At 36.5% G+C, this 19,681-nt stretch carries 17 protein-coding genes and 1 pseudogene; 17 read left to right on the forward strand and 1 reads right to left on the reverse strand.

What is annotated here, in order from left to right; all coding sequences use genetic code 11:
* Window positions 1-7: 7 nt before the first annotated feature.
* The 7 genes from PY093_RS13200 (at window position 8) to copZ (PY093_RS13230) (ending at window position 6,520) form a co-directional block, all read left to right on the forward strand.
* Window positions 8-1,804 (forward strand): ABC transporter substrate-binding protein, encoded by a 1,797-nt coding sequence (locus PY093_RS13200; RefSeq protein ID WP_275646338.1) that lies wholly within the window; start codon window positions 8-10, stop codon window positions 1,802-1,804.
* Window positions 1,805-1,870: 66 nt separating this feature from the next.
* Entirely contained in the window at window positions 1,871-2,848 is a 978-nt protein-coding gene (locus tag PY093_RS13205; RefSeq protein ID WP_275646339.1) for an ABC transporter permease, read from the forward strand.
* Entirely contained in the window at window positions 2,841-3,698 is an 858-nt protein-coding gene (locus PY093_RS13210) for an ABC transporter permease (RefSeq protein WP_275646340.1), read from the forward strand. Before PY093_RS13205 ends, PY093_RS13210 begins: the two co-directional genes overlap by 8 nt.
* Before the next feature lie 3 nt (window positions 3,699-3,701).
* Window positions 3,702-4,670 carry an ABC transporter ATP-binding protein gene (locus PY093_RS13215; protein WP_275646341.1) on the forward strand — a complete coding sequence of 323 codons (969 nt, stop codon included), beginning with the start codon at window positions 3,702-3,704 and terminating at the stop codon, window positions 4,668-4,670.
* The gene (locus PY093_RS13220; protein WP_275646342.1) at window positions 4,663-5,667 is read left to right on the forward strand and encodes an ABC transporter ATP-binding protein; all 1,005 of its coding nucleotides are present in this window, start codon (window positions 4,663-4,665) and stop codon (window positions 5,665-5,667) included. The genes PY093_RS13215 and PY093_RS13220 overlap by 8 nt, the downstream gene beginning before the upstream one ends.
* A gap of 286 nt (window positions 5,668-5,953) precedes the next feature.
* The gene (locus tag PY093_RS13225) at window positions 5,954-6,298 is read left to right on the forward strand and encodes a metal-sensitive transcriptional regulator (RefSeq protein WP_275646343.1); all 345 of its coding nucleotides are present in this window, start codon (window positions 5,954-5,956) and stop codon (window positions 6,296-6,298) included.
* Window positions 6,299-6,313: 15 nt separating this feature from the next.
* The gene (gene copZ / locus PY093_RS13230; protein ID WP_275646344.1) at window positions 6,314-6,520 is read left to right on the forward strand and encodes a copper chaperone CopZ; all 207 of its coding nucleotides are present in this window, start codon (window positions 6,314-6,316) and stop codon (window positions 6,518-6,520) included.
* A 306-nt stretch (window positions 6,521-6,826) separates the two neighbouring features.
* Here copZ (PY093_RS13230) and PY093_RS21435 read toward each other — a convergent pair.
* A pseudogene (locus PY093_RS21435) lies at window positions 6,827-7,134 on the reverse strand (IS4 family transposase); the annotation flags it as partial.
* A 614-nt stretch (window positions 7,135-7,748) separates the two neighbouring features.
* On the opposite strand from PY093_RS21435, the gene PY093_RS13235 reads away from it, so the two are divergent.
* The 10 genes from PY093_RS13235 (at window position 7,749) to PY093_RS13280 (ending at window position 19,532) form a co-directional block, all read left to right on the forward strand.
* On the forward strand, window positions 7,749-9,149 hold the full coding sequence (locus tag PY093_RS13235; protein ID WP_275646345.1) for a fused MFS/spermidine synthase: 1,401 nt from the start codon (window positions 7,749-7,751) through the stop codon (window positions 9,147-9,149).
* Between the two features lie 268 nt (window positions 9,150-9,417).
* The gene (locus PY093_RS13240) at window positions 9,418-9,780 is read left to right on the forward strand and encodes a hypothetical protein (RefSeq protein ID WP_275646346.1); all 363 of its coding nucleotides are present in this window, start codon (window positions 9,418-9,420) and stop codon (window positions 9,778-9,780) included.
* A gap of 199 nt (window positions 9,781-9,979) precedes the next feature.
* Window positions 9,980-10,891, forward strand: coding sequence for a YIEGIA family protein (locus tag PY093_RS13245; protein WP_275646347.1), 912 nt, complete (start codon window positions 9,980-9,982; stop codon window positions 10,889-10,891).
* Between the two features lies 1 nt (window position 10,892).
* Complete coding sequence (locus PY093_RS13250; protein WP_275646348.1) at window positions 10,893-11,099, forward strand: capping complex subunit for YIEGIA; 207 nt, start codon at window positions 10,893-10,895, stop codon at window positions 11,097-11,099.
* A 155-nt stretch (window positions 11,100-11,254) separates the two neighbouring features.
* Entirely contained in the window at window positions 11,255-11,761 is a 507-nt protein-coding gene (locus PY093_RS13255; protein WP_275646349.1) for a QcrA and Rieske domain-containing protein, read from the forward strand.
* Window positions 11,762-12,273: 512 nt separating this feature from the next.
* Entirely contained in the window at window positions 12,274-13,380 is a 1,107-nt protein-coding gene (locus tag PY093_RS13260) for a YncE family protein (RefSeq protein ID WP_275646350.1), read from the forward strand.
* 314 nt (window positions 13,381-13,694) lie between these two features.
* Window positions 13,695-13,901, forward strand: coding sequence for a copper chaperone CopZ (copZ, locus tag PY093_RS13265; protein ID WP_275646351.1), 207 nt, complete (start codon window positions 13,695-13,697; stop codon window positions 13,899-13,901).
* 121 nt (window positions 13,902-14,022) lie between these two features.
* Window positions 14,023-14,232, forward strand: a complete 210-nt coding sequence (locus PY093_RS13270) for a hypothetical protein (protein ID WP_275646352.1) — start codon at window positions 14,023-14,025, stop codon at window positions 14,230-14,232.
* Between the two features lie 2 nt (window positions 14,233-14,234).
* Complete coding sequence (locus tag PY093_RS13275) at window positions 14,235-16,667, forward strand: heavy metal translocating P-type ATPase (RefSeq protein ID WP_275646353.1); 2,433 nt, start codon at window positions 14,235-14,237, stop codon at window positions 16,665-16,667.
* Between the two features lie 1,008 nt (window positions 16,668-17,675).
* Window positions 17,676-19,532 carry a copper-translocating P-type ATPase gene (locus tag PY093_RS13280; protein ID WP_481769299.1) on the forward strand — a complete coding sequence of 619 codons (1,857 nt, stop codon included), beginning with the start codon at window positions 17,676-17,678 and terminating at the stop codon, window positions 19,530-19,532.
* Window positions 19,533-19,681: the final 149 nt, after the last annotated feature.

Below are 19,681 nucleotides of genomic sequence, written 5' to 3' on the forward strand. Positions count from 1 at the left end.
AACATAAATGAGGAAATTTTTGTTAATGGGACTTGTTTTTATGTTCTTGTTTTCAAATGCAGCACCTAGTTTCGCTCAAACAGATGTTCAGTCACTTAAAATAGGAATTATCGGTGATGAAAGTACACTAAATCCTTATACGTATAACACAGGCTATCCTGGTCTTGATTTAGTAAGCTTACTTTATGATACTTTGTTTCAACTGGATCAGGATAATAAACCAATTCCTTGGCTTGTAAAAGAATATACAATAAGTGAAGACGGATTAACTTATAACCTTAAGCTAAACGAAAATATTAAATGGCACGATGGGAAGCCATTGACAGCAGAAGACGTGAAATTTACGATTGACTATTTTCTAGAATATCCGAAATCGAGATTCACTAATCCACTTAAAACTATTTCTTCTGTTACAGTTGAGAATGAAACAGATATTACACTGGTTTTAACTAAACCAGAACCAAATTTTATGATACAGCCACTTGCTGACCTTCCAATTCTTCCAAAGCATATTTGGTCAAGCATAACAACACCTGATAGTGAAAGTAACGCTATAGGAAGCGGCCCATACATCTTAACTGAATATACGGCAGATCAATACTATAAAATGACAGCAAATCCTGATTATTTTAAAGAAGAGCCACCTATTAAAGAGATTATTTTTCCGATTATAGAGGATACAACAGCATTATATAATGCTCTTAAATCAGGTGAAATAGATGCAGTAACATCAAACATCTCTCCAGAATTAGTGAGCCAATTTGAAAGTAATCCATCCCTTAAGATTGCAAGAGGGGCAGGATTTAGTACCACTTTATTTCAGATAAATGCTGAAAAATATCCAATGACAGAAAAGCCTTTTAGACAGGCCATTAATTTTGCGATCGATAAACAGAATCTTGTAGACACCGTTTTATTAGGTTTTGCCGAAGTAGGAAGCCCTGGTTTTATTCACCCAGAATCACCTTTTTACAACAGTGAACTTAAGCCTGTTTACGATACAGAAAAGGCAAAGCAAATTTTGGAAGATGCAGGTTTTAAAGATACCAACGGTGACGGCTTTAGAGAAGATCCTAATGGAGAAGAAATTGATTTGACGACCCTTGTACACTCTAACAATCCGATAAGAATTCGCGTGGCTGAATTAATTTCAGAGTCCTTAAATGGTATTGGTATCAAAAATACAGTTAAAGCATTAGATGATACAACTGTAATTAGTTTAATGTGGCCTGATTACGATGTCAGCAAGGGAAGAAATTTTGACTTAGGTATTTTCGGATGGTCAAATACAATGCAGCTATTCCCAGACCGTATTGTAGAACTCTTTTACTCAGACCCTGCAGTCGGCGCAGTTAATATTGGTGGGTATAAGAATCCTGAATTTGATAAGCTTTCAGATCAGCTTAGAGCCACTTTTGACGAAGTAGAACGTCAAAATCTTATAAAGGATCTTCAGTCCTTCGTAGCCGATGAGGCTCCTATTGTCACACTATACTATCAAGAAATAGTCAATGCTTATAATCCGAGCATCTATGATGGATATGTATTCCAAGCTGGGAAAGGGATTATTAATAAATTATCCTTTGTTGCTGGTGAAAGACCTGTGGATGCCTCTGAAAATGAAAATCCTAGCGAAGTAGAGAAAGATAAGTCAACAGATAGCGATACTGCAGGGGAAAGCAGCACAGAAAAGAATAATAGCGGGATCCTACTATTTGGTGGACTTATCATATTAGGTGTCATTATCTTCTTTATATTAAAGAGAAAGAAGAAATCAGCTAATAACGATGATTTTGAATTCTAATCATAATTGTATTCCCGTAAAAATATTTTGCGGGAATTTTTTTCAACAGAACAGGAGGTGCTGGATATGGGGAAATTTGTAGCCGGAAAACTACTGCAATATGTAATCGTCATTGTACTAATGTTAACTTTAAACTTTCTTTTACCTAGACTGATGCCTGGTAATCCGCTTGTCTTTCTAGCGGGAGAGGATGTTGGACTTATGTCAAGTGCTGAAAAGGAAGCCATTTTGGAAAAACACGGATTAAATGATTCTCTCTTGGAACAATACTTCACTTATATTAAAAATATTTTTATCGGTGATTTTGGATTCTCTTACCAGCAGAAACGACCTATTACCGATATACTCTTAGAACGGCTTCCTTGGACTATGCTGTTAGCAGGTCTGGGTTTAGTGCTTTCTACTATTATTGGAGTGATGTTCGGGGCGATTTCAGCCTGGCGTAGAGGGACAAAAACAGATGCTAACCTACTAACGTTATTCATGTTTCTAAGTGCCATGCCCTCATTTTGGGTAGGTATGATCTTAGTGTCCGTTTTTGCTACTCAACTAGGTTGGCTCCCTGTATTTGGAGCAGAGCAAGCATGGGCGAATTTTTCAGGGGTTGACCGACTATTGGATATTGGGAAGCATTTAATCTTACCTTTGACAACTCTTATTCTTATTTCTGTAACAAGTACATTTATGATCATGCGTTATTCCATGTTAAACGTGTTAGGTGAGGATTATATCATGATGGCGAAAGCAAAAGGGGTAAAAGATAAAGTTATTAAATATAAGCATGCGATGAGAAATGCACTTTTACCCGTTGCAACTGTTTTTATGTTGAGTTTAGGTTTTACATTGGGTGGTGCAACAGTTATAGAAACGGTATTTGCATATCCTGGTGTTGGAAGGTTAATGTTCGAATCTGTATTGAGTAGAGATTATCCACTTATTCAAGCAACCTTTCTAATCATTACCTTTAGTGTTGTCATAGCGAATTTCCTTGCAGATTTAATTTATCCTTTATTGGATCCAAAGGTGGGAAGTAAAAATGGGTAAACAAAAATGGGGCCGATATTGGAAGGTTCTTACGTCAAGTAACCTTGGTATGTTTGGTTTAAGCCTGTTGGCTATCTTTTTATTAATTGCTCTACTTGCCCCTGTAATTGCTCCTTTTGATCCAACAGATCGTGTAGGTACACCTTTTTCGAAACCTAGTGCACAATTTTTATTAGGTACAAACGATGTTGGTCAGGATATTTTAAGTGAACTTTTATATGGAACAAGGGTGTCTTTATTAATAGGAGTCATTGCCGCTTTTATATCTATTTTATTGGGATGTCTAGTTGGTATCATTGCAGGTTATTATGGAGGGAAAGTTGAAGCATTATTAATGAGATTAGTAGATTTAGTGCTTGTGATTCCTTTTTTACCACTTATGATATTATTAGCTGCATTTATCGGGCCAAGCTTTTGGAATATCATTCTCGTTATAAGTTTAATTTCTTGGGCAAGCCCGGCAAGGGTGATTCGCTCTCAGGTCTTAACTTTGAAAACAAAAGGCTATGTCGAGGCAGCAAGATCGATAGGTACAGACATTAAAGTCATTCTTGTTCGCCACATATTACCTGGTGTTATTCCAATTGCACTGTCACAATTCGTCCTAGCTGCAAGCCACTCCATTTTAATCGAGGCTTCCTTAAGTTTTCTTGGTCTTGGAGATCCATTTACGAAAAGCTGGGGAACGATTTTATACTATGCTCAAGCAAGAGGGGCATTTTTAACAGATGCCTGGATATGGTGGGTCCTTCCACCAGGTTTATTAATTACAACGCTTGTTATCGGTTTTGCTTTCACAGGATATTCTTTAGAAGAAATTTTAAATCCCCGTTTGAGAAAGGAGCATTAAATCATGAGCACTGTACTATCGGTAGAAAACCTATCTACTTTTTTTAAAACGGATAAAGGCATTGCAAAAGCTGTGGAAAATGTCTCCTTTTCAATTAATAAAGGTGAGATGCTTGGACTAATTGGCGAATCTGGTTGCGGGAAAACTACTGTTGCCCAGTCAATTTTACGATTAATAGAATACCCAGGAAAAGTTGTATCAGGCAAGGTACTCCTAAATGGCAAAGACTTGTTAAAAGCATCAGAATCAGAGCTTTATTCCCTTAGATGGAAAGAGATTTCTGTGATTCCACAGAGTGCTATGAACGCCTTAAATCCAATTTATACAATAGGGGACCAAATCATCGAAGCGATTCAACTTCATGAGAATGTAACGAAAAAAGAGGCTATAGAACGAACTAAAACCATGCTTGAATTGGTTGGGATTGACGGGGATAGGTGGAAGAGTTATCCTCACGAATTTAGTGGAGGAATGAAGCAGCGTGTAGCAATCGCAATGGCCTTGTCATGTAATCCGAAGCTAGTAATCTCTGATGAGTCGACAACCGGTTTAGATGTATTAACACAGGCACAGGTTATTGCACTTATCAAGGATCTTCAAAAGAAAATGAATACGTCAGTTATCATCATCTCACATGATCTTCCAATGGTAACAGCCATTTGTGACAGGATTGCCATCATGTACGCTGGGAAAATTGTAGAGTGGGCTACAACGGAAGAAATAGTAAATAATCCAAAACATCCATATTCTCAAGCACTTTTAAAGGCCACTCCCGATTTAGCGGAGCCAGATCGAGAAGTGATTTCCATCCCAGGTAGTGTTCCAAACCTGATCAATTTCCCAACTTGCTGCCGCTTCCATACCCGATGTCCTTTCGCATTTGACCGATGTAGGCAAGAATCACCTGAATTAAAAGAGGTGAAACCAGGGCATTATACTGCTTGTTTTTTGGAGGAGGAGGAAAATGGATAATACAATTCTTATTAAAGTAAACAACTTAAAAAAGACGTTTGTAAAAAAATCAGGTTCCTTTTTAAATAGAAAGAAGACCGATGTTTACGCTGTAAATAATGTAAATTTTGAAATTAAAAGAGGAGAAATACTTGGAATCATCGGGGAAAGCGGCTGTGGTAAGACGACATCTGCGAGAATGGTAATGCGCTTAATGAAAGAATCGAGTGGTGAAATATGGTTTGATGGGAAAAATCTTTGTACATTAAAGGAATCAGAGACCAATCGATTGCGAAGTAAAATGCAAATGATTTTTCAAGATCCTTACGATACATTAAATCCCGGTATGAGAGTTCTAGATCTCTTACTTGAACCGATCAATGCCCATGAAAAAGATCTACCTTATAATGAAAAAGTTGAAAGAGTAAAAGAGGCAATCGAGTCTATTGAATTAAAGCCTGCTGAGGACTTTATGTACCGTTTTCCTCACCAATTAAGCGGAGGGCAAAGACAGAGAATCGCGATAGCAAGAGCGGTAATTTTAAAACCAGCCTTTATTGCAGCCGACGAACCTACCTCAATGCTTGACGTATCGGTCCGGGCAGGAATTCTTAATTTGTTATTAGACCTTAGAAAGAAAATGGGCTTGACTATGATGTTCATCACCCACGACTTAACAACGGCTAGCTATATGTGCGATCGAATCGCCGTGATGTACCAGGGGAGAATTGTAGAAATTGGAGAAACGAAGCAAATTATCCAACGCCCGTCACACCCTTATACGAAAGCACTTGTTTCTGTAGTTAAAGACCTAAACTATTTTATTGAAAATAGAGAAAAGCTGATCCTCGACGGGGAGGTGGATTCCACAAAGAATGATATAGGATGTCCTTTTGTTTCTAGGTGTCCTCATAAGGAAAGCGTTTGTCATACCCATAGTCCCGAGTTGGAACTATTGGAAAATGGCCATTCTGTTTCTTGTCATTGCCACACTCAACTATTAGAAAAATCGTCTTAAAGCTAGAAAAACTCTTGTTTCAACGATAAAACATGTAGGTACGAATGTGTAGTAATCTAAAGAAAAAAGTATAGATATAAAGCGTGACAATTTTGTCTTGTGAGTAAAAGCTGATGTTAAAAAATGACAAATTATGATTAGTGTGTTATAATGTAATAGGCAAATGATTGCGAATTTTTTAAAAAATAAAAGATATGTACCAAAATATTTTTTTAGCTAATAATACGTTCGCCCTTTACATACTGTATAGGGGTATATTATAATTTCAACTAAGGAGGGAAGATTTGTGCTTTCTGAAATAAAAAATGATCCCTTGTACGAAGAAGACGACTGTTGTTCAACCTCAAGTGACAGAAAAAGCCATCACTCCGATAAAGTGAAGAAAAACCTCGTCACTCGATTGAATAGGATAGAAGGGCAAATTCGTGGGATAAAAGGTTTAATCGATAAAGATACGTATTGTGATGATGTTATTACTCAAATTTCCGCTACACAATCTGCTTTAAACAGTGTAGCCAAAATACTTTTAGAAGGACATTTAAGGGGCTGTGTAGTAGATCGGCTTCAAGAAGGGGATCTAGAAGTTCTGGATGAGGTCCTTATAACCTTCCAAAAATTAATGAAAAAATAAGGGAGATGAATGATTATGGAGAAAGTGACATTACAGGTAGAAGGAATGTCTTGTGGGCATTGTGTTAAAGCTATTGAAGGAAGTGTAGGAGAATTAGCTGGCGTAGCAAACGTGAAAGTCCATCTTGAAAATGGTACAGTAGATGTGGAATATAATACAACTGATGTTTCTTTGGATAAAATCAAAGAAGCAATTGATGATCAGGGCTATGATGTGAATTAAACCGTAATCGCCGACAAGCATTAGCTAACTGCTGACAAAAGGCACACTTTGACTTCCAAAGCGGTTGGCGTATGACCTGCGAGTGGATGACACCTAAACTAAGGATAAATTTTTATACTAGGAATAGTAAGTAGTACCAAGAAATATCGTAAATAGCATACTAATTACTTGAGTTTCGCACCCTTAATAAACAGGATTTTCTAACTCATAATCCTGCCTAAACCCTTGTTATATAAGTCTTGTCTATTATTCCATTTTAATTGCCAATGCAGCTTTATCCTCTTGAAATAATTGTTTACCTAATAATTAGTCTTCAAATAACTCCCTTTAGAAATTGATATTCTGGGGAGTTTTTGAACTCTTTGATGTCGACCGTTTCAGAGTCTACTACCTGCCGTGATCACTACCTGCAGAAGCTCCTCGAACATATCCCATAACCTTTCGGCTAAATTTTTTTCAATCATCTCGTCTTTGTCATGTTCAAATAGGACTCCAAGTGTCTCATAATCATTGACCCTGCGAAAATAGGAAAGAAACACACAGAGGATATAGGTGGTGGTCACACGGCTAATTTGGGCGTCAAAATCCTGGGATTGACACTTTCCAAACTTCAGATATTGGTTGACCTCAGAGCGAACCCTCAAGGACCAAAAGATGAGTGAATCAGCATGGTTAATTAATAAGCGGAGAAATTCCTCTTAATTATGAAATAGCACTTAAAATAGCTTAAATAGACGGAAGGATTCCGACTATTTACACAAAAAACGTCAAACTGGATCATTTTGCATTGCTTAAGCGGAAAACCTCCGCTTATATACCCCGAACCAAGCCTTATTACGCAGTTTAACCGGAAAATCTCCTCTTATTTTAACGATCACTGGGTACTAAATTTAGGAGATGACTTCTGATGTATATGGAAATGTGTAAGAATTGACATCCCAATTGACACTTAATTTTGATTGTCCAATAAGCATTGTCCTTTGACTTTCTTGCTTTTTTGTTCCTATTAAAATAAGGGATAAATCGCATTGTTGCTAGGTGCGAAACTCAACTAATTAGTAGACCAAATCACATATTGATTTGGTCTTTTATTACATCAAAAATTAACCCACCCGACTTCTTCCAAACAACATTTTATCCTTTTTTTAAAATCAACCCTTATTTTCCCCTTGAAATTAAACTATACTAATAAAGAAATATAGTAATTTAGAGAAATGGAAGTAATATGATGAGAAAAGTTATTTATTTAAATTTAGTGATTGTTAGTTTTATTATTATGGGTTTAGAGATGACTGCCACTCGCTTTATTGCACCAACTTTTGGGAATACCGTTTACACTTGGGGGATCATTATTACAGTATTTTTAATTGGTTCTTCAATCGGTTATGTTTTGGGTGGGTGGATAGCAGATCAGAATGAGTATTTAAAAATCCTACTCGTTCTTTACCTGGTAAGTATGTTTTTCATTTCGTTTATACCTGTTGTAAAAGACATGTTTTTTCCATTATTAAATTCTTTTTCAAGTGAATTCGGGACATCCTTAGGCGTCATACTTTTATATTTTATTCCAAATTTATTGTTAAGCAGTATTATCCCTATACTGATGAAAGTAGGGTTAGAAAATGAAATAAGTGGTACTATTATTGGCAAATTACATTCTTCCTCAGCAATTGGTAGTGTGCTTGGGACAGTTGTCACAACATTTTGGATTATTCCGTACACAAACATCAATTCGGTTATTAGTATCCTAGTCTTTATTCTGTTTATTGGATTTTTAGCCTATTTTCATAAGAATAAGGTAGGACATAGGACGATGTTACTGTTACCAATACTTATTGTTATTTTCCCTTTCTATTCAGCTAATAATATAAAACCAAATGTGATATATCATTCTACAAGCTTATACCATGATATCTATGTCTATGAATTGAATGATGAAAAAAATGATAGTCGTTATCGCTATCTAACGTTTGGAAATAAGGATACCATTCAAGGAAAAATGAATGTTAATAATCCGGATCAACTCGTATTAAATTATTCGCAAGATATTTGGGACCTCTCGAACGAATACAAAGACAATAGTAAAAATGTATTTATTGTCGGGCATGGAATAGGGTCAATCGTTAAAAAATTTGAGACAGAAGGAAAGAAAGTAAAAGTAGCAGAGATCGACAAAACAGTTTTAGAGGTTAGTCGAGAGTACTTCCAATATAATGGGAATAGTGTAATTATTGGTGATGGGAGAAAAATATTAAATGATGAAAAAATGAAATCAGACATTATATTTTTGGATGCGTATAACAATACAACCCAAATACCATTTCATTTAGTTACAAAAGAATTTTTTAAATTAACGGAATCAAAATTAAAACAAGATGGAGTCCTATTGGTGAATGCAATAGGTAAACCAAAAGGCGATGAATTTATTAATTCCCTTTACAGCACTTTAGGAAGTGTCTATCCATATGTTAAAATATTTGGGAGGCTCGAACAGGGTCAACAAAACCTCTATTTTCTAGCAAGTAACACACCGCTAAAAGAAAGTGAAATTGAAAGATTGAGGGAGCTAAGAATTGCTAAAGGTGAAGTAATTTTGGATACAGATACAAAATTAAAAGAATTGAATTAGTGACTTGCATAGAGAAAAAGATGAAATTTTACAAAATGGATGCATTCGCTTAAAAATAATAAAAAATTTATTGAATATCATGACAAAAAAAAGATATAATCATATTATATAAGTAAAAAGTTGGTCTCGCTCAAATTATTAAGCTTGAGTAAAAAGAGGTGGGGTTATCAAAGAGTCAAGTTTGATCCCGTATTAACGGGCAGTATAACCCACACTTCATCAAAAGAATAAGTGTAAATCCTTAAAAAATGAATAATGAGGTGAATTTATGTGTATTTCTACTAATTTTATAGAGCAACAAGCATACGAAATGAGTGAAAAAATAAAGAAAAATTCGTTATATAAATTTGTAGGAGTAGCTTTTTCGGGCAGTGATAGTTCTAGCTTTAACCAAAATCAAAATTGGAATGGATCAGGTCTCATCACGAAGGTGAATTTAGAAGATAAGGACGGAACATCTTATATTATAGAACCTAATAGTAATGGACTTAGGTTTGCACAAGGTGAAATAACATTTTCTGAATACAAAAAGTTACAAAGAAAAGAAAATTATTTTGGATACACTCTTATTTTTATGATATTGGGCTTTTTTAGCGTGATTATGTTTACATTGATGAAATTTGTAGCCTGACTATCGATATCAAATAAAAAAATTATTTTTCAAATGTAATATTCTGTAACTATTGAATGCTAATATTTAAATGAACTAAGGAGCCAGCCTGATTGTAGGACACTTATACAATTTAGGAGGGTTCCTTTTCACTTATTACATGAAAATTGTTTATCTGCCGTCCATTTTGTCCATCATTGTAAGTAAAGAGGGTGAAAATGTGAAAGATGGAGCAATTTCAACAGAGCAAATTGTAATAATTGTTACAGCGATTATAATCGGAACTTTAGCGAGAATTCTAACAATAAAAGAAGATTATCGGCAGTATCCAAGCTATCCGAATGGGTATCTTATACATCTCTTAACTGGCTTTGTGGCAGCTGCATTAGGAGCAGTCGCCATTCCAGCTTTAATGACCAAAAACTTTGTAGCAGTGACCTTTCTAACTCTTGCTATTCAGCAGTTTCGAGATGTTCGCAAAACGGAACGAGAAAGTTTAAAAGACCTAGAAAACACAGAATATGCTTACCGCGGTGACGCATACATTGATGGGATTGCGAAAACATTTGAAGCACGAAATTACTTTGCACTTATTGTTTCTTTTGCAACAGCACTTACCATTCAATTAGTTGATACAAAATTCATGTGGATTAATATCTTATGTGGCACAATTGTTGGTTTTATAGTTCTGTTTGTGTTAAAACGCTTTTCAAAAGGAAAGACCGTAGGAGATATTGCAACTGTAAAAAAAGGAGAGGTTGAAATAAAGGGCTCCGAGTTATTTGTTGATGGTATTTATGTATCAAACCAACTTGGAACCGAAAACGCCAGAAATTTGTTTGAAAGCGAAGGCGTAGCAGTAGTTATCTACCCTAAAGAGGAACATTTTCGGATTACATTAGACAACTATGGCCAAAGACAAGCTATCCTATTTGAAGCAACAAGAGCAATTGGTGTTAAGAGATATCATTTCACAAGAAAAGACTATGAAAAAGGCTATATTGTGATTGCATTAGTCCCTATTGTTAATGATACTAGCAGACTGATTGAAACGGTTAAAAACACTCCGTTGCTTGAAAGTGCAAAGAAAAGCCATGCTGTGATGAAAACGAATTTGATGGGGAGAGAGTAATATGGGACGTGAATCAACGCAAAAACCAAACTACGAAATATTAGCATTTATTACGGTAGACAAAGAAAAAGTATTGGGTGGCACACCTCTTTCATTATTAGCAAAGGATGAAAAAGACGCAGAAGCCTTAACCGTAGATATCGCCAAGGCAATGAAGGCAGATGTGGTACAAATGAAATCCGGTGACTACCTTGTCATAAGGGTATAAAGAATATAAGAAAAAGCTGTCTACAGGAAGACAGCTTTTTCTTATATTTAAATAATTTGTTTTGTGTTAAACAAGTGGTATTTTCATACAAAATCGTTTCAAATTCAAATTTTCTGCATATTTTAGCGTTATGATAAGTGAAAAGGAGGGAACTAATGATGAACAGGAGAGATTTTCTCAGCAATTCGGTAAAAGGAACGGCTGGGTTATTTGCAATTTCCGTATTGCCGTTAGGACTAGTGGCCTGCAGTAATGAAAAAAAAAACATCGATAAAAGTTCTATGGCAAACCTTGGTCCTTTAAGTGAGTTAGAAAAGGGTGAGTTTCCGAAAAGGGTACCTTATAACGTTACGATAAAGGATGCCTGGACTGAACAAAAAATGGATGGATTTGTCTATATCAATAAAAATAAAGAAGATAATTCTTTACTTATTATGTCACCAATTTGCACCCATCTAGGTTGTATCGCAGGAGATGCTGAAGCAGAAATGAAAAATACAGGCATTCAATTTTATTGCCCGTGTCATGGAGGCCAATATGATGAATTTGGTATTAATGTTGGGGGTCCCCCACCACGACCATTAGATACCTTTGAATCTTATGTTCAAGAGGGCAATGTGTATATTTCCGTGCTAAGTCCAATCAAACGAGAAAAATCCTAAAATCTGGTGATAAAATGGGTTGCTGTCAAAATAAAAATGATAATAAGAAGAAAATGTCATCTGTGTACTTTTTCATCGTTTGGTTTCTATTTATAGGGTTTATAGGTGTTATTAGCTTTTTAATAAAGTGAGGCATAAAATGAAGAGAAGAATAAAAATAATTAGCATGCAAAAACGCTTGGGGAGACATAATGACCCAAGCGTTTTCTTTATAGTAATCGATTTGATGCAAATGTAAATCTTGAAGAAGTACAAATAGTGGAATGGGTGACAAAATGAAAACCGCCATATCTAAAACTACATAGGTAAAGGCTGACGATCCTTTTTATATGAGGCTACTAATGTTAGTGATAGCAAATTTATTAATTTTAATAGCAATATTTGCAGTTTCTATGGATTTTCACAATATTTATGATTTTGTCTTTCTTTTTTTACATAGTGATGCGAATCACTTATTAGATGGTGTGGAGTTATTATGCTAACGGTAGATTCCAAAAAGGAGGAAGCAAAACATGAAAAAAACAAAAATTAGTCTTATTATTTTATTGGTATCCGGGGCAATCCTTGCAGGGTGTAGTTCTGAATCTGATCAAAGTTCAGCTGTCCAAAAAGTGAAAGAAGAGACACAGACACAGTCTTCTGAGTTAGCAACAGATACTACTCTTTCCGAAACAGAAAGCATAAAATATTATTTTACTGGAAATGAAGGTGGAAGCATCTCAAAAATTGATGCATCTTCCAATGAAGTAGTAGAGACAATTGAAGTGGACGGTGCAGTTCACAATGTACAGGTATCTCCAGATGGGAAAATACTTGGCGCCACCGTTGTTCCAGCAATGAATAATGATGAAGAATCACATGGCGATATGCCTATGGAAATAAAAGGGCAAGCATTATTTTTTGATACAAAAACCAACGAACTCTTAAACACCACTGAAGTAGGGAATCATCCAGCTCACTTCGTTTTTACTGAGGATGGAAAATATGCGTTAGTTACCAATAATGAAGATAATACTGTTTCTGTTATCGATATGGGAAGCTTTTCTGTGATAGAAACCATTGATTCTGGAAAAGGACCACACGGATTTAGGATTTCCGTTGATAGTCAAAAGGCTTATATAGCGAATATGGGCGAAGATTCTGTCAGTGTATTAAACCTTGAAACGATGGAAGAAGAAAAGAAGATTACAGTAGGTTCCACACCGGTTACAACAGATATTACGTCTGATGGTAAGACGCTTGTGACTACATTAAATGCAGAAAATATGCTTGCCATTGTAGATTTAGCTACCGATCAAGTCGAAAAAGTAGAAGTCGGGAAAGGTCCTGCACAAGTTTATATTGATGGAAATAATCAATATGCTTATGTAGCCAACCAAGGTACTGTTGATGCTCCTTCTAATTCAGTTACGGTTGTTGACTTGGCTTCAAAGAAAGTAACTGCAACAATTGAAACAGGCAATGGTGCTCATGGAGTCGTATTAAGCTCTGACAATAAACGCCTATATGTAACAAATATGTTCGAAAATACAGTTACAGTAATTGCTACAGAACAAAATAAAGTGATTGATACATTTGAAGTTGGTGAAATTCCAAATGGTATCAGCATAATGAATTAATCTCCATAAACAGCCGTTACCTAGAAATAGGTAACGGCTGTTTAGCAAATTGAAGTATAATTTAGTGGAAGATAAGTACTCATCCGCTAATCTATTGTGCAATTTTTTTTTTTACGAAATAGTAACTTTACATAGGGTACTAGGGTATACTATAATAAATAACATAACATAGCATTTTGCAAAAGTTCCTTTCAAAGCTCATTTGAAAAATTGTGTTTTAGGGTAAAATTTCAGGAAGCCGATATTCGAAGTTTTAAATGGGTACTTGGAATAACTCGAAAGGATTAATGAAAAAATAATAGGAGATGATTGGAATGGAAAAAGTAACGCTTAATGTACAAGGGATGTCTTGCGGTCATTGTGTAAAATCAGTAGAAGGAAGCGTTGGAGAACTTAAAGGTGTAACTCATGTAAAAGTTCATCTTGAAAACGACACTGTAGATGTAGAATTTGACGCTAATGTGATAACATTAGATATAATTAAAGAAACCATTGATGATCAAGGTTATGATGTAGATTAGAAAAGGATGAACAGTTAAACACTATACACTCATTTTTTTCTATACAAATAAATCCTTATAGGTATAAACTAGAAACACTAAGTGATGATATTCAAAAACCAATGAAGATGAGGGGATCTTAATGTCCTCGATTGACCAAGTAATATGTCGCTTAAAAGAAAAAAAGATATTGGTTAGCAAAGTCTTGTCACGAAAGGAGTTAATGAAGCGATTAACAGACACAATCCAAAACGGAAACAAAAATAATAACACGGAAGGCGTTAGTGTTGAAGCATTTTTATGTGCTTCACATTTCAAAAAACTAATGCTAGGTGATGATAGGAGAGAATAGTTATGTCAGTACAGGCAAAGGCGATGGATCAACCTAATGTGGTCACTGGTGAAAGTGTCTCATTGAGCATTACAGGAATGACATGTGCAGCATGTGCCACTCGGATCGAAAAAAATATTGCTAAAGTACCAGGTGTTCAGAAAGCGAATGTAAATTTAGCTACTGAAAAAGCATCGGTTACTTACAATCCGTCCGAGGCTTCTGTTGAAGATATTATTGCTAAAGTTAAAAAGACTGGGTACGGTGTTCAAGAAGAAAAGGTAAAACTTAATATCATTGGTATGACATGTGCGGCTTGTTCAACTAGGATTGAAAAAAGTCTGAATAAGGTCGATGGGGTAACAAATGCATCAGTCAATCTTGCAACGGAAAAAGCAAATGTTGAATACGTTCCTGGCAATACAAATGTCGAGAAATTAATTGCTGCAGTAAAAAAAGCCGGGTATGATGCTAAAGTAATTGGTGAAGCAGATGGGGACTATGAACGTAGCGCCCGTGAAAAAGCATACAAAACTCAAGTGACAAAATTTACCATTGGTGCAATTTTATCAATTCCTTTTTTAATACAGATGATCTCGGATTTTACGATGGAATACGGCAATGGCGGATTTTTCCATATGGCTCCGTGGATTCAATTTTTACTTGCTACTCCCGTTCAGTTTTTTGTAGGCGGCCATTACTATCGTGATGCGTATAATTCCGTCCGTGGAGGCAGTGCCAACATGGCAGTGTTAGTTGTACTTGGAACATCAGCGGCCTATTTTTACAGTTTAGTCGTTACCATTTTGGGAACCGGGCAATTTCTATACTTTGAGGCGGCTGTCATCGTTATGACGTTGATTGTTCTCGGTAAATTGCTTGAAACAAGGGCAAAAGGACAAACTTCAGAGGCAATTAAGAAATTAATGGGGCTTCAAGCAAAAACTGCTCGTATCATTCGTAATGGTGAGGAAATCGATATACCACTTGAAGATGTTGTATCAGATGATGTGGTTTTCGTACGTGCTGGTGAAAAAATTCCGGTTGATGGAATACTTATTGAAGGTAGTTCGTCTGTAGACGAATCTATGTTGACGGGTGAGAGTATGCCTGTAGGCAAGAAAGTTGGCGACACTGTCATTGGTGCGACTGTCAATAAACATGGTTCTTTCAAATTCAAAGCAACTAAAGTCGGAAAAGATACAGCACTATCTCAAATCATCAAGCTAGTTGAAGAAGCACAAGGCTCAAAAGCGCCGATACAGCATCTAGCAGATAGAATCTCAGGAGTCTTTGTACCGATCGTTATTCTTATTGCATTAGCAACATTCGCCATTACTTATTTCGTTACAGGATTTACACCTGCTTTAATTAGCACAATCGCAGTACTTGTGATTGCATGCCCATGCGCATTGGGGCTAGCAACTCCAACGGCTGTTATGGTTGGTACAGGGAAGGGTGCTGAAAATGGACTCCTTATTAAAGGAGCCGAACATCTTCAAAATTCACAACGTGTAACAACAATTGTTCTAGATAAAACAGGAACTATTACAAAAGGTGAACCCGATGTGACAGATATCGTTGCTTACGGAAATTATTCAGAGGATGAGTTACTACAGATAGCGGCCTCAGCTGAAAAGGGATCCGAACATCCACTTGGAGAAGCAATTGTTAATGGTGCAAAAGAAAAAGGACTTCAACTTCAGGATGGCAAGAATTTCAATGCTATTCCAGGACATGGGATACAAACTGAAATAAATAACCAGTTTGTTTTAATTGGAAACAAAAAGCTGATGAAGAAAAATGATGTAAATATAGATCAAGCTCTTGAAACAATGGAAAAACTTGAAGGTGAAGGGAAAACGGCAATGCTTATGGCAGTTGAAGGTAGTCTTGCTGCCATCATCGCTGTGGCGGATACTGTTAAGGAAACATCTGCAGAAGCCATTAAGCTTATGAAGCAACTTGGTATTGAGGTAATTATGATTACCGGTGACAATCGCCTTACAGCAGAAGCAATTGCCAAGCAAGTTGGCGTTGACCGGGTGCTCGCAGAAGTTCTGCCAGAGGAGAAATCCGCTGAGGTAGAAAAATTGAAGCAGGAAGGAAAAGTTGTTGCAATGGTTGGCGATGGTATCAATGATGCCCCTGCACTTGCTGCCGCCGATGTTGGCATCGCAATTGGAACAGGAACGGACGTAGCAATTGAAGCAGCTGACATTACTCTAATGCGTGGAGATTTAATGGGAATTGTCGATACCATCCGACTATCAAAATCAACAATGCGTAAGATTCGCCAAAATCTATTCTGGGCATTTGCTTATAATATTATTTTAATACCAGTTGCAGCTATTGGTCTTCTAAATCCAATTCTAGCTGGTGGAGCAATGGCCTTTAGTTCTGTATCTGTTGTAGGAAATACGTTATTCCTGCGAAAATGGAAACCTGTACGTTAAATAATATTAATATATTAAATTATTATTGCCGTACATTAATGAGTTTAACGTATTTATAAATATTGGAATTCAGACAAGAAAAGCGCAAGGCTCCCGCCTATCGGCGACAAGCATAAGACTGTTCCTTTAAGAAGGTGGTTTTTCCTTCTTAAAGGAAACGGCTTATGACCTCAGGTCCGATTGCGCCTGGAGCTAGACGTAGATAGACAGAGATACGAAGTTATACACAACCTTACAATTTTATAAATTCCTTACCAATAAAAAAGAGGTCGACTCACAGCTTTCAATGTGAGTCGACCTTTTTTTATCTGATTTTATATGTGAAAACATAAAATTTTGTACCTTGTTTAAGGTGTCTAGCTCCAGGGCACCATCGGCTCGAGGTTTACATGAAAGAAAGATCAGCAAAATTCTTATCTTATCTTCTTCTCATATTGTGCATCAGCTACGGATGATTCAATTTCTATGTTTTCTAAGGTATAAAATGGATACCGATTATGGATAATAATAGACTGAATCGTAATTTTTTTATTATCAGAATTTATATGTGAACGTATAAAATTTTTTGCCTAGGTAATGTGTCTAGTTCCGGCTCCATCGGGCCAGAGGGCATAAGCCATTTTCTTTAAGAAGGAAAATGTTCTGCTGTTCTGTTAGTAACAATTAAGTTGGGTTGGAACGAAAAAAATAAAATTTTTTTTAAAAGGGTGACTTAATTTGGATAAAAACGAGAAAAACACACCGGAAAGCCTGCCTGGAGACCACCATCATAACCATGAAAAAGTACATAACCACCATGATCAACATACACATGAAAATCATCAATCAAAAAAGCACGATGAACAGATTGCACATCACCATGAAAAACACCATGATCATACCGATCACAACGTAGGAGGCCATGGGGGCCATGGCCACGATGGTCATCATGATCATATGGTAGCGGACTTCAAGATGCGATTTTGGATATCTCTTATTATCACGATTCCAATTCTAATTTTATCACCAATGATTCAAATGTTCTTGAATGTCGATTGGCGCTTTCAGTATGATTTGTACATATTATTTATCCTTTCTTCTTTTGTTTTCTTCTACGGAGGTCATCCGTTCCTTAAAGGGGCGATAGATGAATTAAAACAAAAAAGTCCCGGGATGATGACGCTGATTGCCTTAGCCATTGTTGTGGCATATGGATTTAGTACACTCGTTATTTTCGGGTTTTCCGGTAATGATTTCTTTTGGGAGCTAGCAACGTTAATTGATATCATGCTTCTTGGTCATTGGATTGAAATGCGCTCCATAATGGGAGCGTCAAGAGCCCTTGAAGAACTTGTAAAGCTAATGCCGACAGAGGCACATCTACTATTAGAAAACGGCGAAACTAAGGATGTTCCACTATCTGGACTTAAAGCAGGCGATCAAGTATTGGTCAAACCAGGTGAAAAAATTCCGGTTGACGGCGAAATTGTCAAAGGTAAATCAACGGTTGACGAGTCAATGTTAACAGGTGAATCCGTTCCAGTTGATAAACAGGTTGGGGAAGAAGCGATTGGAGGAGCCATCAACGGGGAAGGGTCGCTTGTTATCAGCGTTAAAAAAACTGGAGCAGAAACCTATTTATCTCAAGTTATAAACTTGGTAAAAGAAGCTCAAGAATCAAAGTCAAAAACACAGGACTTATCAAACCGGGCAGCAAAGTGGCTATTTTACTTGGCGTTGTTGGCAGGAATAGGGACGTTTTTCATCTGGGTAATGCTTGGTTATCCTATATCCTTTGCTGTAGAACGGATGGTTACGGTGATGATTATTTCTTGCCCACACGCCCTAGGATTGGCAGCACCTTTGGTAATTGCTGTTTCAACAGCGATTTCAGCCAAAAATGGTTTGCTTATCCGCAACAGAACTAATTTTGAAGGAGCAAGAAATATTAACGCTGTTGTTTTTGATAAAACGGGTACCTTAACAAAAGGTGAATTCGGAATAACAGATTTGCATCTTGAGAAAGGGTTTTCAGAAAAAGAAATATTAACTTTTGCTTCATCTCTTGAAGCTCAGTCTGAGCATCCAATTGCTCATGGAATCGTCCGAGAAGGAAAAAAAAGAAACCTGCCGTTTAAGCAAATAGACGAGTTTCAATCTCTCACTGGAAAAGGTCTTATGGGGGTAATTGAAGGTAGAGAAGTATTGGTTGTAAGCCCTGGCTACATGAAGGAAAAGAACGTTGATTATCCACAAGAAATTTTCCAACAGCTTGCATCCCAAGGGAAAACAGTCGTATTTGTTTTAATAGACAAGCAGCTTACGGCCATGATTGCCCTTGCTGATATCATCAGAGATACTGCCAAAAATGCTATACAAAGGCTAAAAGAAATGAATATACAGTCCATTATGCTTACAGGAGACAATAGACAGGTTGCCGATTATGTTGGGGAGCAATTAAATATGAGTGATATTTATGCAGAAGTTCTTCCACATCAGAAGTCTGATAAAATTGATGAAATTAAGCAAAAAGGGCTAAAGGTAGCTATGACAGGAGATGGTGTTAATGATGCTCCCGCTTTAGCAAAGGCTGATTTAGGAATTGCGATTGGAACTGGGACGGATGTTGCTATTGAAACTGCCGATGTCATACTTGTCAAAAGCAATCCAGAGGATGTAGTAAATTTAATTCACTTATCAAAAGCAACCTACCGAAAAATGATACAAAATCTATGGTGGGCTGCAGGATATAACATTGTTGCGATACCCTTAGCAGCAGGTATACTCTATAATTATGGAATTATATTAAGTCCAGCTATTGGAGCGGTATTAATGTCTTTAAGCACTGTAATCGTAGCGATAAATGCTAAGCTATTAAAAATATGATCGATCATAAATTGTGAAAGATGGTACGTGAACACAGTTTTAGGTTCTTAGTCGACAATCATTTATCATACATCATTTTAAATTAAAATTAGTGGCCCCTCATTTATCATAAGGGGCCCAATAGAAAAGGATAAAATTTTGAGCCCAGG

The sequence above is a fragment of the Cytobacillus sp. S13-E01 genome (assembly GCF_029193815.1).
Classification (GTDB): domain Bacteria; phylum Bacillota; class Bacilli; order Bacillales; family Bacillaceae_L; genus Bacillus_BV.